Origin of the sequence: Olsenella sp. kh2p3 (assembly GCA_900119625.1) — a bacterium.
Lineage (GTDB): Bacteria > Actinomycetota > Coriobacteriia > Coriobacteriales > Atopobiaceae > Tractidigestivibacter.
Genome location: FPKD01000006.1, coordinates 89,255 through 105,049 on the forward strand (window position 1 = coordinate 89,255; position 15,795 = coordinate 105,049).

At 63.9% G+C, this 15,795-nt stretch carries 13 protein-coding genes; 12 read left to right on the top strand and 1 reads right to left on the bottom strand.

Annotated features, from left to right (window positions below; genetic code table 11):
• Nucleotides 1-51 precede the first annotated feature (51 nt).
• From BT122_RS07830 to rho, 5 genes are all read left to right on the top strand, one after another.
• Entirely contained in the window at nt 52-363 is a 312-nt protein-coding gene (locus tag BT122_RS07830) for a hypothetical protein (RefSeq protein ID WP_072355400.1), read from the top strand.
• 76 nt (nt 364-439) lie between these two features.
• On the top strand, nt 440-1,933 hold the full coding sequence (locus BT122_RS07835) for a nicotinate phosphoribosyltransferase (RefSeq protein ID WP_072355401.1): 1,494 nt from the start codon (nt 440-442) through the stop codon (nt 1,931-1,933).
• A gap of 101 nt (nt 1,934-2,034) precedes the next feature.
• Nucleotides 2,035-3,879 (top strand): arginine--tRNA ligase, encoded by a 1,845-nt coding sequence (gene argS / locus BT122_RS07840; RefSeq protein WP_072355402.1) that lies wholly within the window; start codon nt 2,035-2,037, stop codon nt 3,877-3,879.
• 183 nt (nt 3,880-4,062) lie between these two features.
• Nucleotides 4,063-4,773 carry a MarR family transcriptional regulator gene (locus BT122_RS07845; RefSeq protein ID WP_286130343.1) on the top strand — a complete coding sequence of 237 codons (711 nt, stop codon included), beginning with the start codon at nt 4,063-4,065 and terminating at the stop codon, nt 4,771-4,773.
• A 297-nt stretch (nt 4,774-5,070) separates the two neighbouring features.
• Nucleotides 5,071-7,305, top strand: coding sequence for a transcription termination factor Rho (gene rho, locus BT122_RS07850; RefSeq protein WP_286130344.1), 2,235 nt, complete (start codon nt 5,071-5,073; stop codon nt 7,303-7,305).
• Between the two features lie 281 nt (nt 7,306-7,586).
• Here the strand turns inward: rho and BT122_RS07855 are convergent, their stop codons facing one another.
• Nucleotides 7,587-8,372 carry an SDR family NAD(P)-dependent oxidoreductase gene (locus BT122_RS07855; RefSeq protein WP_072355404.1) on the bottom strand — a complete coding sequence of 262 codons (786 nt, stop codon included), beginning with the start codon at nt 8,370-8,372 and terminating at the stop codon, nt 7,587-7,589.
• A gap of 235 nt (nt 8,373-8,607) precedes the next feature.
• Here BT122_RS07855 and BT122_RS07860 point away from each other — a divergent pair, with 235 nt between their 5' ends.
• The 7 genes from BT122_RS07860 to BT122_RS07890 all read left to right on the top strand — a co-directional run bounded on the left by BT122_RS07860 (nt 8,608) and on the right by BT122_RS07890 (nt 15,596).
• Entirely contained in the window at nt 8,608-9,930 is a 1,323-nt protein-coding gene (locus BT122_RS07860; protein WP_072355405.1) for a hypothetical protein, read from the top strand.
• Nucleotides 9,930-10,427 carry a VanZ family protein gene (locus BT122_RS07865; RefSeq protein WP_083432390.1) on the top strand — a complete coding sequence of 166 codons (498 nt, stop codon included), beginning with the start codon at nt 9,930-9,932 and terminating at the stop codon, nt 10,425-10,427. Before BT122_RS07860 ends, BT122_RS07865 begins: the two co-directional genes overlap by 1 nt.
• A gap of 190 nt (nt 10,428-10,617) precedes the next feature.
• Nucleotides 10,618-11,805, top strand: a complete 1,188-nt coding sequence (locus BT122_RS07870; protein WP_072355406.1) for an ABC transporter substrate-binding protein — start codon at nt 10,618-10,620, stop codon at nt 11,803-11,805.
• A gap of 102 nt (nt 11,806-11,907) precedes the next feature.
• Entirely contained in the window at nt 11,908-12,783 is an 876-nt protein-coding gene (locus BT122_RS07875) for a branched-chain amino acid ABC transporter permease (RefSeq protein WP_072355407.1), read from the top strand.
• A 10-nt stretch (nt 12,784-12,793) separates the two neighbouring features.
• On the top strand, nt 12,794-13,993 hold the full coding sequence (locus tag BT122_RS07880) for a branched-chain amino acid ABC transporter permease (RefSeq protein WP_072355408.1): 1,200 nt from the start codon (nt 12,794-12,796) through the stop codon (nt 13,991-13,993).
• Between the two features lie 82 nt (nt 13,994-14,075).
• Nucleotides 14,076-14,888 carry an ABC transporter ATP-binding protein gene (locus tag BT122_RS07885; RefSeq protein WP_286130345.1) on the top strand — a complete coding sequence of 271 codons (813 nt, stop codon included), beginning with the start codon at nt 14,076-14,078 and terminating at the stop codon, nt 14,886-14,888.
• Nucleotides 14,889-15,596 (top strand): ABC transporter ATP-binding protein, encoded by a 708-nt coding sequence (locus BT122_RS07890; RefSeq protein ID WP_072355410.1) that lies wholly within the window; start codon nt 14,889-14,891, stop codon nt 15,594-15,596. It abuts the gene before it with no gap.
• Nucleotides 15,597-15,795 lie beyond the last annotated feature (199 nt).

Consider the following 15,795-nt stretch of genomic DNA (forward strand, 5'->3'; position numbering starts at 1 on the left):
ACTCTGCAACTGTAGGAACCGCGCGCCCGTCGCGCCTACCTTGGAGGTCCCATGCCAGAGAACACGCCGCTCTCCGACGAGGAGAGGTCAGAGCTCGAGAGGCTTCGCGCCGAGAAGGCCGCCCGCGAGGAGGCCCAGGAGGCTGCCCGCGAGCGCGCGGAGCTCGAGCGCTTGAAGGCGGAGCAGGCCGCCAGCGAGAAGGAGGCCGCTGAGCAGCGTCGCATTGCCGAGGCGCGCGAGAAGGGCCGCCAGCTCATGGAGCCCGATGACGATGACCTGCGCATGCCTAAGGGCCAGAAGATCGTCATCGCCGTCATAGTCGTCGTGGCGGTGGTGTGGCTTCTCGCCATGGCGCTCGGATAGCACACGGCAGCATGTAACCCGGCGCGGGACGGGCGAGCTGCGCTTCCCGCGCCAACCAATGGGAGGAAGTATCACCATGTCGCTCACGGACCGCACCAAGCCAACCGACGTCTCGCTCAACACCGACCTCTACGAGCTCACGATGGCCCAGGGGTTTTGGGAATCGGGCCTTGTGGACACGCAGGCGACCTTTAACGCCTTCTTCCGCGAGAACCCCTTTGGCGGCGGCTATGCGGTGGCCTGCGGCATGGGACAGATTCCCGACCTGGTAGAGAACTTCGTCTTCGACGACGAGGACATCGACTACCTGGCCAGCATCCCGGCGCCCGGCGGCGGCTCCATGTTCAAGCCAGCCTTCCTCGAGTACCTCCGCAACCACCACCTTGACCTCACGATCCACGCCGTTCCCGAGGGTGACGTGGTCTTCCCGCGCGAGCCCATGGTGCGCGTCCAGGGCCCGCTCATCGACTGCCAGCTCATCGAGACGGCCCTGCTCAACCTCGTGAACTTCCAGACCCTTGTAGCAACCAAGACCTCGCGCGTGGTGCGTGCGGCCGAGGGGCACCCCGTGTCCGACTTTGGCCTGAGGCGCGCCCAGGGTCCCGACGGCGGTCTCGCCGTTGCCCGTGCCTCCTACATCGCCGGCGCAAGCTCCACCTCCAACCTGCTGGCGGGCAAGATCTACGGCATCCCCGTCTTTGGCACGCACGCCCACTCCTGGGTCATGGCGTTCCCCACCGAGCTTGACGCGTTCCGTGCCTTCGCCAAGTCGAGCCCCAAGAACTGTGTGCTGCTCCTCGACACCTACGACGTCCACCAGGGCATCAAGAACGCAATCGTGGTGGCCAAGGAGATGGAGGCAGCGGGCGAGCGCCTGGCGGCGATCCGCATCGACTCGGGTGACCTGGCAAAGCTCACCAAGGAGACCCGCAAGGCCTTCGATGACGCCGGCCTGCCCTACGTCAAGATCTCTGCCTCGAACGACCTGGACGAGTACACCATCCAGTCGCTCTACGCGCAGGGTGCCCCCATCGACTCGTTTGGCGTGGGCACCAAGCTCGCCACCTGCGACCCCCAGCCCTCGCTCGGCGGCGTCTACAAGCTCTCGGCTGTGCGCGACTCGGCGGACGCCCCGTGGAACCCCGTGATCAAGCTTTCCGAGCAGGCTTACAAGCGCACCATCCCGGGCGTCCAGCACGTCCTGCGCTTCCTCGACGACGACCACTGCCCCGTGGGCGACATGATCCTCGACGACTCTTACACGCGCGGCGACGCCACCGCGGCCACGAGCATGGAGGACATCCTCGACCCCTTCTCGTCCTACAGCCTCTCCGGCACCCCGCGCGAGCTTCTCACCTGCTACGTTGAGCATGGCAAGCGCGCAGGCGAGCCGGTTGACATCGAGGAGTCCCGCTCGCGCTGCCATAACGCGCTCATGCACCTCGACCCGGCAATCACCCGCTTCCTCAACCCGCAGATCTACCCGGTGGGCCTGGAACAGGGCCTTGCCGCGCTTCGGCGCGACCTTGCGGCCGAGGAGCGCAGCGGCTCTTCTCGCGTGAGGCGCTAGTGCACTAGAGCCGCACCTCGGCGTCTGCCAACGCCTCTGCTACACTGCTGCACACGGAAGCGCGCCAGGGGGCGCGCGGGTATCACGGAAGGACGGGGCACATGCCCGAGAAGATTGAGGAGCTCGTCAGGAAGGCCGTCGCGGACGCACGGGAAGCGGGCGACCTGCCTGCCTTCGAGGTTGGGGACCTTGGCCTTGAGCGCCCCGCAGACGCCAACAACGGTGACTGGACCACCACGCTCGCCCTGCGCTCCGCCCGTCTTGCCCACATGGCGCCCCGCGCCATTGCCCAGGCAATCGTGAACCACATGGAGAAGGACCCCGGCATCTCCAAGGTGGAGGTCGCCGGTCCCGGCTTTGTGAACTTCTACCTCTCCGCTGCCGCAAACAACGAGGTCTTCCGCACGGTACGCGAGCAGGGCCATGACTTTGGGCGCTCCAACATTGGCGCCGGCGTGAAGGTCCAGGTCGAGTTTGTCTCGGCCAACCCCGTGGGCCCGCTCCACATTGGTCACGGCCGCTGGGCGGCGCTTGGCGACTCGCTTTGCCGTGTGATGGAGCACGCCGGCTACAGCGTGGAGCGCGAGTACTACATCAACGACCACGGCAGCCAGATGGACGTCTTTGGCAACTCCGTTGCCGAGCGCTACCTGCAGCTCGCCCAGGTTGTCTCCGAGCGCGGCTGCTCGCTCGACGAGGCCGTGCAGGTGCTTCTCGATGACCGCAAGGCCTTCGTGAAGGACGAGGAGGACGCACACCCCGAGCTCCACCCCTACATGGACGCCTTCAACAAGAACCTTGGCGGCAACGCCTACGGCGGCGACTACATCATCGACGTAGCCCGCCACTTCATGGAGACGGACGGCACCCGCTGGGTCGACGCCGACCCCAAGGAGCGCATGCTCGAGTTCCGCGAGCGCGGCTACAAGCTCATGCTCGAGTCCATAAAGAGCACGCTTGACGAGTCCCGCTGCCACTTTGACGTGTGGTTCTCCGAGCGCTCGCTCTACGAGAAGGGCGAGGACGGCACCTCGGCCGTCGACCGCGCCCTCGCGCGCCTGGACGAGATGGGCTACCTCTACCGCGACGAGGACGGCGCGCTATGGTTCCGCTCCACCGCACTTGGCGACGACAAGGACCGCGTGCTCATCAAGACAAACGGCGAGTACACCTACTTTGCCTCCGACGTGGCGTACCACTGGAACAAGTTCCAGCGCGTCGACCACGTGATCGACATCTGGGGCGCCGACCACCACGGCTACATCCAGCGCGTCGACTCCGCCTGCACGGCGCTTGGCTACCCCGGCAAGCTAGAGGTCCTTCTCGGCCAGCTCGTGAACCTGCTGCGCGACGGCGTGCCGGTGCGCATGTCCAAGCGCAAGGGCACCATGATCCCCTTCAAGGAGCTCATGGACGAGGTCGGCGTTGACGCCACACGCTACACGCTCATCTCCAAGTCGAGCAACCAGATGATCGATTTCGACATCGAGAAGGTCAAGAAGCAGGACAACACCAACCCCGTCTACTACGTGCAGTACGCGCACGCGCGAATCTGCTCTATCCTGCGCAAGGGTGCCGGTGTTACTGCCGAGGAGGCCGAGAAGCTCGGCATGGACGAGGTCGCCAGGCGCGCGGTAGGCGAGGAGTACGACCTCTCTCTGCTCACTGACCCCACCGAGGCTACGCTTGCCCGCAAGCTCTCGGAGTTTCCGGCGCTGGTGGAGGGCTGCGCGCGCGATCGCGCCCCCTTCCGCCTCACTCACTACGCCGAGGAGCTGGCAGGTGACTTCCACTCCTTCTACACCGTGTGCCAAGTGCTGCCCAGCAAGGGACGTCCGGTGGACGAGGGCCTTTCCAAGGCGCGTCTCGCCGCCGTGGACGCCACGCGCAGGGTGCTCGCCCTTACGCTCGAGTTCTGCGGGGTCCATGCGCCGCAGAGCATGTAGCGTGCCGCCCAGACCCCGGTTTGGTACCGTCGGACCAACTGTAAGTTCCCGTAGCAATCTCAAAGAATGTGCAGTTGTTTCGGCGCTTTATACCAACTAATATATAATTGTTCTTTAAAGAGGGTCGCGGGTTAGCTACGGGCGCATGGCGCCTGACACTACAACGTCGTCCCATATGTCGGGGTGCGGCTAGAGAAGGTGGGCCTTGTGGACCTGCGCGAGTACATGTCAGTACGCAGAGCGTACAACCTCGTGCGTCAGTCACAGCCTGCGCGTGACAGACTCACGTTCGAGGAGTTTGCGGTTCTCTGCCGCCTGCAGGTGGCAGGGGAGCCCATGAAGACTTCTGCCATCGCCGAGTACCAGGGGGCGTTGCGGCCTACCATGACGCATCGCACGAACCACCTGGCCGATCTTGGGTTCATCTCTCGCGGCGAGGGGGGCGTGGACCGCCGTAACGTCGTATGCATCATCACGCCAGAGGGGAGTGACTGCGTAGACAAGCTCTCCGAGCTTACCTGCAAGGAGATACTGCCTGGTCAGCCGCTTTCTCGCACGCTTCCCGAGCGCATTGTCAAATACGTTGACGCCATGGGTTCGGTCTTTGCCAAGGCGGGAGACCTCGTGCTTCTCGCCATGTATGCCGAGGACGCGCAACCGGTCACGGTCACAAGGCTCGTCGAGGCGCTGGGGCTCCTGCAGCCCACGGTCTCCATGTCCGTCTCGTCCCTTGTGCTGGAGGGGCTTATCGAGCGTGGGCCGTCACGGGCGTCTGGCCTTGTGCTTACGCCTCAGGGCAGCAGGCGCGCGGCATTCCTTGCCGCTCGCATTGCGGAGGTTGTGGTCAAGCGCCGTCCCAGGAACCAGAAGCCTGAGGGACAGACGGAAGAGTAGCGCCGGGCGGGCGGTAGCGTTACCTTGGGCTCGTTTTGTGGCCTCAACGTGCATAGCTGCGCATGTCGTGCTATAGTGACCCCAACGCGGCGTCCTATACGCAAGCTTCTGATGTATGTATGCACGTCGCAACAAACCCCTCCTTGCATGTGATGGACGGCTCTCTTGCAGCCGTCTCGGAGCCGTGCCGAGGGGACGCATCGAGCAACACGGCCTTAACGAAGCCCATCAATCAATTAATTTGCACGACGGTTTGGCGCGCCACGCGTCCCGCGTGAGAGTGAAAGGTAAAACAGCATGGCAGACGAGACGCCCGCGGATTTTATGGGTGCTACCCCGGCGGAGGTTCCCGAGGAGGCGCCCAAGCCCAGGCGTCGCCGTCGTACGCGCGCAGAGATCGAGGCAGACAAGCTTGCAAAGGCTGCCGCCGCTGAGGCTGCGCCTGCGGATGGCCAACCTTCTGCGGAAGAGGCGCCCAAGCCCAGGCGCCGCCGGACTTCTAAGAAGAAGGCCGAGGATGCCGGTACGGCACAGGGCGAGCTTCCGCTTGAGGCGGCGCCGGCGGCCCCCGTGGCACCGGGCGCCGCGCCAGAGGAAGCACCAAAGCCCAGGCGCCGCCGCCGCACGCGTGCCCAGATAGAGGCGGACGAGAAAGCCAAGGCAGAGGCGGCTTCGCGTGCGGCAAGTGCCCCCGTAGAGTCTCCCGTGCAGGAGTCTTCGGAACACGTCACTGAGGAGCAGCCTGCGCCCAAGCCTCGTCGTCGCCGCCGCACGCGTGCCCAGATTGAGGCGGATGAGCGTGCCAAGGAAGAGGCGGCCAAGAGCGAATCTGCCGCACCCGAGCACCACGAGCCCAATCCCGCAGAGGTTTCCGAGCACGAACAGCATGCCGAGAATGAGCAGCATATCGAGCACGAACAGCCAAGCTTCTCGGAGATGACGCGCCTTACGCAGGAGGCAACGCAGGCAAGCTCGGTACCTGCCCCCATGCCCGCGTCAACGCTTGCCGAGGCCGACCATGCTGGCGAGCAGCAAAACCACTACCAGCGGCAGCCTCGCGAGCACAGCCAACGCCCGGAGCAGCAGGGCCAGCAGCAGGGCCGCCGCCGTCGTGTAAGCTACAACAACAACTCCGGCAATAATCGCTTTAACAACAATGGCGGAGAAGGAAACAGCTTCAACCGCCGCAACCAGCAGAACCACAAGCAGCACAATCGTCACAACGGCCAACAGACCCAAACCCAACCCTCGCTTACCCGTGACGAGCTGCAGGCCATGAAGGTGGCTGACCTCCGCGCCAAGGCCGCCGAGCTAGGCGTCGAGTACGTTGGGGTCCACAAGTCTGACCTTGTCGAGGCCGTGTATCGGGCGGCAGCTGCCGCCGAGGGCTTCCACCCCGTTGACGGCATCCTTGAGATTGGCAACGCCGGCGCTGGCTGGATTCGTACCGGCAATTACATGAAGGGCGACAACGACGCCTACGTGAGCCAACAGTTCATTCGCAACTACTCGCTGCGCCCGGGCGACCGCGTGGAGGGAACGGTTGGTCCTGCTCGCACTAATACCAAGTACCCCGCCCAGTATCCGCCCCTTATTGCCATCGCGCACGTAAACGGTCGCGACCCCGAGTCGATGAAGAGCCGCCCGCGCTTCCGCGACCTCACCCCCATCTATCCCAATGAGCGCCTGGTCATGGAGTGCGGCAGGGACTCCATCACCGGCCGTGCCATCGATCTTGTCGCCCCCATTGGCAAGGGCCAGCGCGGTCTTATCGTGAGCCCGCCCAAGGCAGGCAAGACCACGGTGCTTAAGAAGATCTGCCAGTCCATCGCTGCCAACAATCCCGAGGTGCACCTTGTCTGCCTGCTTGTGGACGAGCGCCCCGAGGAAGTCACCGACATGCAGCGCTCCATTCACGGCGAGGTTGTGGCGTCGACCTTCGACATGCCGGCAGAGAACCACACTGCCGTGTCCGAGCTGGTCATCGAGCACGCTAAGAGGCTCGTGGAGCTTGGCGAGGACGTTGTGGTGGTGCTCGACTCCATCACGCGCCTGGCCCGTGCGTACAACCTTGCGCAGCCTGCGAGCGGCCGCATCCTTTCCGGCGGCGTTGACTCCGCGGCGCTCTATCCGCCCAAGAAGTTCCTGGGTGCTGCCCGCAACATCGAGAACGGCGGCTCGCTCACGATCATTGCCTCTGCGCTGGTGGACACCGGCTCCAAGATGGACGAGGTCATCTTCGAGGAGTTCAAGGGCACCGGCAACATGGAGCTCAAGCTTGACCGCGAGCTGGCCGACAAGCGCATCTTCCCCGCAATCGACCCGGTCTCCTCGGGTACCCGCAATGAGGACCTGCTCCTGCCCGCCGAGCTCACGCCCTTCGTATGGGGTATCCGCCGCGTGCTCGCCAACATGAACAACACCGAGCGTGCGGCTTCCGCGCTGGTCAAGGGCCTCAAGGCCACCAACTCCAACGAGGAGTTCCTCATACGCTCGGCCAAGAAGGCCGCGCAGAGCGAGTATGTGATGTAGGTCTCGGCATTAGCTCTTACTCGTTGCGATTACGTCCCCCGGCGATAAAGCATGACGCCGGGGCGTATTTTTTGCAGGGATTGCGTACGAGAAGCTCCCTCCGGCGCCGTTATGGCGCCGGAGGGAGCTTTGCCGCAGCGGATGGGTACAAAAGGGGTCCTCGGGCGTCAAATTGACGCCCGAAGGAGCGTTGTCGCAGCAATCACGTACAAAACCGCACTTCCGGCGCCGTTTTGGCGCCGGAGAGCGCGTTGTCGCAGCTGCAGCGATGCGTCCCCGGCCTACTCGCCCGCGCATGCGGTGAAGAGAAGGTCCTGCGCCCGCATGACCCAGCTCGCAGGCAGGACCTTCGCCACGACGCTCGCCGCCATCATGTCCGGCGAGGTCACGCAGGTGGAGCGCCCCAGTACCGCCGCATGCAGCGCCTTTCTCACAACGTCCGCGGGCTTCTCGTAGCCAATGGTGGTCATGCGGCGCACCTCCCGCGCGTCGCCTGGGTTGGCGAGAAAGCCTGTCTCCATGAACTTGGGGCACACGGCGCACACGTGAATGCCCACGGGTCCAAGCTCGTAGTCGAGAGTGCGCGAGAGATCCACCACGAAGCGCTTGGTCGCTGAGTAGGTCGAGAGACCCGGCTGGGGGATGAGCCCCGCAATCGACGCCATGTTCACCACGCGCGAGCCGGCAACCATGTGCGGTAGGCAGTGATACGTGGCCTCGACCACGGCAAGGCAGTTGAGGCGCACCATGTTGCCCTCGTCCTCCTCCGAGATCTGGCCAAAGTCGCCAAACTTGCCAAAGCCGGCGCTGTTCACAAGCCATTGCACCGTGGGAGCCTCTTCCTCCAGAGCGTCGTGCAGGCACTCATAGGAGGAGCGCTTTGTGAGGTCAAGTGCAAACACGCGCACGGGCGTTGCGGTTTGCTCAGCAATCACCTCAAGTGCCTCGGCGTTTCTCGCAATGACCCAAATCTGGTCGAGAGGACCGCCCGCCCCGCGGTCAAACTGGCGGACAAACTCGCGCCCAACTCCCGATGAGGCCCCCGTAACCACCGCAATGTTGGCCATTTTGCCCTCCCCATAACAATTCCCTGCTTGCATTTGGCGTGGTGAAAAGTATAGTCTGATACGTAGTTTTCATGACACGTGAGTGTCGCGACGGCACATGCAGCCAAAGACGAACAACGCCGTTGCTCACCTGCGCGCATCCATCCTTGTGGGTTGCGTGCTATAGGTCACAGGTAGCCCTGTTCGTCTAACGCTGTACTGCCTCGAAGCAATGGGCATCGGGAGGTGCAGCAAGATGACGTGCAGGAGGAGCCCAGCGGTTGTCGCAGGCCTTCTCGGCGTTGCTACCCTTGGTACACCCGCACCCGCCTTTGCAGCAGAGGGTCTTGCCCCTTTGGATGCGCTTTCGAGCATCGACCTTTCAAGTGTTGACCTCACGAGCCTCGACGTCGACACCGCCAACGCGCTTATCGTGAGCTTTGCCGGAGGCGTCCTTGTCACCATTGGCACCTATGCGCTGATAAATGCCATCGCGCGCAGCCGTGCGGCAGCAAGCCAGTGCGATGCCAGCCAAGAGGGTGAAGAGGCCGCAGAGGATACCGAACAGAGCGACGTCCCTCGCGCCGCGCACGCGCCGCGCCACATGCGCCCAGAAGACTGGGAGCGCATTGGCCGCCTCAGCTCTGCGGAGAAGGCCGAGGAGGTCTCGGAGGCCGCTTTTGGCAGCAGCGCCAAGGGCCGGCATGCCGCCCGAGACTACGAGGACATCGCCGAGAACTACGTGAGCAAGCAGACCTTCCGCCAGCGTATGGCAACGCGCGCGCAGGGTGTGGCCGCAACCCTCTCGGCTCGCATAGACGCCAACCGCATGGACGGTCTTCCCGTGATCGAGCGCGCGGACGGCTCGGTGGGAGACGTGGGAACCACGTGGTGGACAGCAGCGGTTGGTCCTTCTATCTCTGGGCCCATCAACATGGATGAGGCGGCGGAGGACGCTATTCCTTCCGAGTTTGGCTCCGCGGGCATCGACGACCTGCAGTTCATGTCGGCTGGCCCACGCGACATCTCACGCCGCGTTGCCCCCGTTGAGGAGGACGCGTACCCGGAGAAGCGAAGCGTCGAGGACGTCACGGAAGACGACTGGGATCGCGCGCTCAAGGCCATGGACGAGAAGATCCATGGCAGGGGGTCCGCAGTTCCAGCACCTGTGACCGTCGCCGCATCGCCTTCTCCAAAGGTCGCCGCGCCTGCGCCGCTCGAGCCCTTCTCGGATTGCGTGGGCGACGAGGACTCGCTCGACGAGCCGGACGGCATCGAGCAGGACACGCAGTTCCTCTACTTCAGGCCACCCGCTGGACACCCGGAGGTTGTGGATACCGAGACCTACGTTGACTACCTGGTTGCCGAGGAGTTCTCGCGCAACCCCTCCGCCGCTGTCCGCAGGTCCTCCCGCGACTACCTGCGCGTCATCGAGGGCGGCACCCAGACCTCGTCGCTGCGCGCCCAGGGACGCCACATGGGCTCGAGCGGGAGCGATGCTGCCACTCCTGACGGGTACCGGCCGCGTCACTTTGCTGGTGAGACGCCCGTCTCGCACGCCGAGGCACTGGAGGCGTGATGCGAGAAGGGATGGGGGAGTCCTCGAGGTCCGCATACGGACGACTTGGGACGAGCACCCACCACAAGAGGTGGGTGCTCGTCTTCTGCCTGTGGGTTGCCTTCGTGTGGGGCCACTCGCTCGTGCAAGGGCCGGAATCGTCGCTTGAGAGCTCGCGCGTGGTGGCCATTGTGGCGCCGCTTCTCAACGCACTGGGCGTCACGGGCGAGGCGGCCATGAGCTTTGCCGTGCGCAAAACGGCCCACTTCCTCGAGTACGCGGTCCTCGGCGCCCTGGGCGTGCCGGCCTTTCTTCTCCCTGCGCGCGAGGGGAGGTTTCCGCGCTGGCTTGGCCCTCTGGTGGTTGCCCTCATCCCTGTGGCAGACGAGACAATCCAACGCTTTGTGCCTGGGAGGGAGTCCTCTCCTAGAGACGTTCTCATAGACCTTTGCGGCGCCGCCGTTGGCACGCTTGTGGTTTCGCTTATCTTGCGACACAGAGATGCCAGGGCTGCTTAGAAGGCACCTCTGCCCATAGGGAAGCAAACATCGCAACGTATTCCCAGCTCTCGCATGTTACAAAGCGGCTTCATGTGTTACGTCTCGAATAAGCTTTCAGGTACGGCGCTCGCGCCCCCGTCTCCCTTCCATACAGTTGTCCACAACTTCCGCGTGGGAACCCGCGCGGCCAAGACAAGGGAGGGTACGTATGAACACCAACATTTCCAGGCGCAACTTCGTCAAGGCCGGTGCTGTCGCGGGCATGGGCCTTGGCCTTGCCGCCTGCGGCGGGAACTCCGGCTCCAGCTCCGACACCATCAAGGTCGGCCTCATGGGCCCCTACACCGGTGACGTGGCCCAGTACGGCCTCGCCTGCCGCTATGGCGCCGAGCTCTACGTCAAGCAGGTCAACGACAAGGGCGGCATCAACGGCAAGCAGGTCGAGCTCGACACCCAGGATGAGAAGGGCGACGCCACCGAGGCCGTCAACGTCTATAACAAGCTCGTCGAGGACGGCGTCGTGGGCATCATCGGTGACGTGACCTCCACGCCCACCATCGCTGTGGCACAGGCCTCCGTCAAGGACAACATGCCCTGCGTGACTCCCTCCGCAACCGCAGCTGACGTCATCTCCTACGGCAACAACTACTTCCGTGCCTGCATCACCGACCCGTACCAGGGCAGGCTCATGGCCGACTTCGTCGCCGACCAGGGCTACAAGACCGTGGGCGTGATTTACAACCAGGGTGGCGACTACGAGCAGGGCGTCGCTGACGCTTTCACCGAGGAGGCCGGCAAGAAGGGCGTCAATGTGAGCGACTCCGAGGGCTATCCCTCCGGCGCCACCGACTTCAACTCCCAGCTCACCAACATCATTGCCACCAAGCCTGACGCGATCTTCTCGCCCAACTACTACCAGGACGACGGCAAGATCGTGACCCAGGCGAGGAAGCTCGGCTACACCGGCGTCTTCCTGGGTGCCGACGGCTGGTCGAACATCGTTGGCGGCGACGAGGAGTACGCGAGCGCCGAGGACCTCGAGGGCTGCTACTATGACTGCTCCTTCGTGGCCGAGAACGAGGACGAGAAGGTCCAGGACTTCATCAAGGCCTACAAGGACGAGTACAACGACACACCCTCCAACTTCTGCGCTCTTGGCTATGATGCGGCCATGATTCTCCTCAACGCCATCGAGACCGTCGAGAAGGACGGTAAGGCCGCGTATGGCTCTGACGACTATAAGCAGGCCGTCGTCGACGCTATCGCCTCTGGAACCGCCCAGGGCGTGACGGGCGACATCTCCTACTCCGGCACGGGCGACCCCGTGAAGTCCACTCTGATCATCACCTTCAAGGATGGTGCCCAGGAGGTCTTCAAGACCGTCGAGGGCGAGTAGGTCTTCTGCTAGGTTTAATGAGGGAAGCGCCGGGTGCGCATGCAGCCCCCGGCGCTTCCTTGGTTCTACAGGACCCGTGTTCAAGAGAGGAAGTGTTGTGCCGTGACGTTTCTGACGCAGGTGCTCAACGGTCTGCAGCTGGGCAGCATCTACGCACTCGTCGCTCTGGGCTACACGATGGTGTATGGCATCATCCTGCTCCTCAACTTTGCCCATGGCGACATCATCATGGTCGGTGCCTACATTTCTTGGATCGTCATGAGCCAGTTGGGCCTGAGCCCGGTCCTGGCGATCGTCCTTTCCATCGTGGGGTGCGCCGGCTTGGGCGTGCTCATCGACAAGGTCGCCTACCAGCCGCTTCGTGAGGCTCCCCGAATGAGCCTGCTCATCACGGCAATCGGCGTCTCGTACTTCCTCGAGAACGGCGCGCAGCTGGTCTTTGGCGCCGACGCCAAGGTCGTTCCCGAGTACTTCGAGCTGCCGAACTTGAGCATCGGGGACGTGGCCCTCTCGGCGAACGCCATCATCACGATCGTGGTGACGGCGGTCTCGACCATCGTGCTCACGATTCTCGTGCAGAAGACCAAGCTCGGAAAGGCGATGCGTGCCGTCTCCGAGGACATGGGCGCCGCGCGCCTCATGGGCATCAACGTGAACAACACGATCTCGTTCACCTTTGCGGTTGGCTCCGCGCTCGCCGGCATCGGCGCCGTGCTCTACAGCATGGCATACTCGCAGGCAACGCCCACGATGGGCATCATGCTCGGCACCAAGGCATTCGTGGCGGCGGTCCTCGGCGGCATCGGCTCCATCCCCGGCGCCGTCATCGGCGGCCTTCTCGTTGGCTTCGCCGAGGTGTTCGTCTCTGCCATCGGCCTCTCCGTGTGGCAGGACGCTGTGGTGTTTCTGCTCCTGATCATCGTCCTCGTGGTGAGGCCCACCGGTATCCTGGGCCGCCCGATGACCGAGAAAGTCTAAGGAGGAAGCCGTGACTGCTTCAAAGACATCAACAGCGCCGACAGGCGCGCCGGCTGCCTCCGGCTACCGCAGCCTCTCCATGCCCGTGCGCTATCTGATCAACGCAGTCCTCGTCGTAGTGTTCCTCGTCGTGGGCGAGCTCATGATCGACGGCGGCGTGGTGAGCCGCTACCAGACCGGCGTCATCGAGCAGATTGGCATCTACATCATCCTCGCCGTCTCGCTCAACATCGCGACCGGCTACCTCGGCCAGCTGCCGCTCGGCCATGCCGGCTTCATGTCGGTGGGTGGCTACTCCTGCGCCATCTTCATCATGAGGATGATGGACACGATGGGCGTGACCGCGCGCGACTTTGCCACGGGCACCCCAGCCGCCGCGCTCCTCTTTGTGCTCGGCATCATCTTCGGTGGCGTGTGCGCCGCCCTCTGCGGCCTCATCATCGGCGTCCCGGCGCTGCGCCTCAAGGGCGACTACCTGGCCATCATTACCCTGGGCTTTGCCGAGATCATCCGCGTGGTCATGCAAAACATCGACGGTGTCCTTGGGTTCACGCTCACCGGCGGCGCAAAGGGCCTCACTGGCATCCCCGGGTACACGAACTTCCTCAACACGTTCATCGTGGTCGCCATCTCGCTCTTCCTCATCCACACCATGATGAAGTCGCGTCATGGCCGTGCCGTCCTCTCCATTCGCGACAACGAGATCGCGGCCGAGTCCTGCGGCGTCAACACCACGTACTACAAGACGCTCGCCTTCGTGGCCTCCGCGTTCTTCGCGGGCGTCGCCGGCGGCCTCTACGCGGGCTGCATCGGCGTCATGGCTCCCGCCAAGTTCGGGTTCATGAAGTCGATTGAGATCCTGGTCATGGTGGTTCTCGGCGGCATGGGCTCCATGCTCGGCTCCGTCATCTCCGCGACCGTCCTCACGATCCTGCCCGAGGCACTGCGCGCCGTCTCCGACTACCGCATGGTCGTCTACGCCATCGTGCTGATCCTGGTCATGATCTTCCGTCCCGAGGGCCTTCTCGGCGACTACGACTTCTCGATGTCGCGCGTGATCGAGCGCATCATGAACCACGGCAAGCGCCCGGAGGACTTCGCGCCCGTGGCGGCTGTCGCAGAGGCAGCCACGCCTGCAGCGGCCTCGGTGGCCGTGCCTGCAGCTGCGCCAGGCAAGGAAACGGGGAAGGAGGCCAACGACCATGAGTAGTGACGAGACCACAAAGACCGAGGCTGTCGCCGAGAACAGCGCGGCCGCGCCTGCCAAGCGCCACCGCCCCGTGCTCGTGCAGATGGAGACCCCCAACCTCGTCCCCGAGCGCGAGCTTGGCAAGATGCCCGTGCTCCAGGCGGAGCACCTCGGCATCGACTTCGGCGGCCTCACCGCCGTCGACGACTTCAACATCGCCATGGGCCGCACCGAGATCTCTGGCCTCATCGGCCCCAACGGCGCAGGCAAGACGACCATCTTCAACCTGCTCACCAACGTGTACAAGCCAACACGCGGCACCATCCTGCTCGACGGCTACGACACGGCGGGGAAGAGCGTCGTCGAGGTCAACAAGATGGGCATCGCCCGCACCTTCCAGAACATCCGCCTCTTCAACAAGATGACGGTCGAGGAGAACGTCCTGGTTGGCCTTGGCAACTCCATGTCCACGCACCTGTTCACGGACGTGTTCCGCCTCCCCAAGCACTGGAAGCAGGAGGCCGAGTTCCACGACAAGGCCATGGACCTTCTCGGCATCTTCAACATGCAGGGCCTGGCCCACGAGCGTGCCGGCAACCTCCCGTACGGGGCCCAGCGCCGACTCGAGATTCTGCGTGCGCTTGCCACCAACCCCAAGGTCCTGCTCCTCGACGAGCCTGCGGCCGGCATGAACCCCGCCGAGACCGAGGAGCTCATGGAGAACATCGAGAAGATCCGCGACGACTTCCAGATCGCCATCCTGCTCATCGAGCACGACATGAGCTTCGTCATGGGCATCTGCGAGGTCATCGGCGTCCTGGACTACGGGCGCATCATCGCGAAGGGCACGCCCGAGGAGATCCAGAACGACCCTAAGGTCATCGAGGCGTACCTCGGCAAGCAGGGGGTGAAGTAGATGTCCATGCTTTCCGTAAGCAACCTCGCCGTGTCGTATGGCGCGATCAAGGCGGTCAAGGGCATCTCGTTCGACATCGACGAGGGCGAGATCGTGACCCTCATCGGCGCGAACGGCGCAGGCAAGTCGACCACGCTCAACACCATCGCCGGGCTCATCAAGCCCGACTCCGGCAGCATCAAGTTCAAGGGCGAGGAGCTCGTGGGCATCAAGCCCCACAAGATCGTGGAGCGCGGGCTTGCCCTGTGCCCCGAGGGGCGCCGCGTCTTCACGCACATGACCGTCGCCGAGAACCTCGACATGGGTGGCTACACGCGTACCGATGCCGAGAACAAGGAGACGCTCGAGCTTGTCTACGAGCACTTCCCGCGCCTGAAGGAGCGCATGAATCAGGTTGCCGGTACGCTCTCCGGCGGCGAGCAGCAGATGCTTGCCATGGGACGCGCCCTCATGAGCCATCCCAAGCTCCTCATGCTCGACGAGCCCTCGATGGGCCTGGCGCCCATCCTGGTGGACGAGATCTTTGCGATCATCCAGGCGCTCAACGAGAACGGCACCACGATCCTCCTGGTCGAGCAGAACGCCAACATGGCGCTCAAGGTTGCCGCTCGCGGCTACGTGCTCGAGACCGGCAAGATCGTGAAGACCGGCACCGGCGCCGAGCTTCTCGTTGACGACGACGTCCGCAAGGCCTACCTCGGCGGGTGAGGCAAAGGGGCTTTTTGTCCCAGGTTGCCGTGCTCGGCAATGACATGCGTTTCTCGGCGAGAAATTGGCGCCGGAGGTGACGGTATCGGGCTGTTTGCTGCGATAACGTGCGCTCCGGCGCCAATTTGGCGCCATAGCATTACGTACGGGGTTGTGGCGGGAGCGCGCCCTGTGGCGCCAGATTGACGCCACAGCGAGG

Bases quoted from the DNA above. Each gene is read 5' to 3' on its own strand.
- BT122_RS07890 (WP_072355410.1), top strand. From the start codon at position 14,889: ATGTCCATGCTTTCCGTAAGCAACCTCGCCGTGTCGTATGGCGCGATC.
- BT122_RS07855 (WP_072355404.1), bottom strand. From the start codon at position 8,372: ATGGCCAACATTGCGGTGGTTACGGGGGCCTCATCGGGAGTTGGGCGC.
- BT122_RS07870 (WP_072355406.1), top strand. From the start codon at position 10,618: ATGAACACCAACATTTCCAGGCGCAACTTCGTCAAGGCCGGTGCTGTC.
- BT122_RS07830 (WP_072355400.1), top strand. From the start codon at position 52: ATGCCAGAGAACACGCCGCTCTCCGACGAGGAGAGGTCAGAGCTCGAG.
- rho (WP_286130344.1), top strand. From the start codon at position 5,071: ATGGCAGACGAGACGCCCGCGGATTTTATGGGTGCTACCCCGGCGGAG.
- BT122_RS07885 (WP_286130345.1), top strand. From the start codon at position 14,076: ATGGAGACCCCCAACCTCGTCCCCGAGCGCGAGCTTGGCAAGATGCCC.
- argS (WP_072355402.1), top strand. From the start codon at position 2,035: ATGCCCGAGAAGATTGAGGAGCTCGTCAGGAAGGCCGTCGCGGACGCA.
- BT122_RS07860 (WP_072355405.1), top strand. From the start codon at position 8,608: ATGACGTGCAGGAGGAGCCCAGCGGTTGTCGCAGGCCTTCTCGGCGTT.
- BT122_RS07865 (WP_083432390.1), top strand. From the start codon at position 9,930: ATGCGAGAAGGGATGGGGGAGTCCTCGAGGTCCGCATACGGACGACTT.
- BT122_RS07835 (WP_072355401.1), top strand. From the start codon at position 440: ATGTCGCTCACGGACCGCACCAAGCCAACCGACGTCTCGCTCAACACC.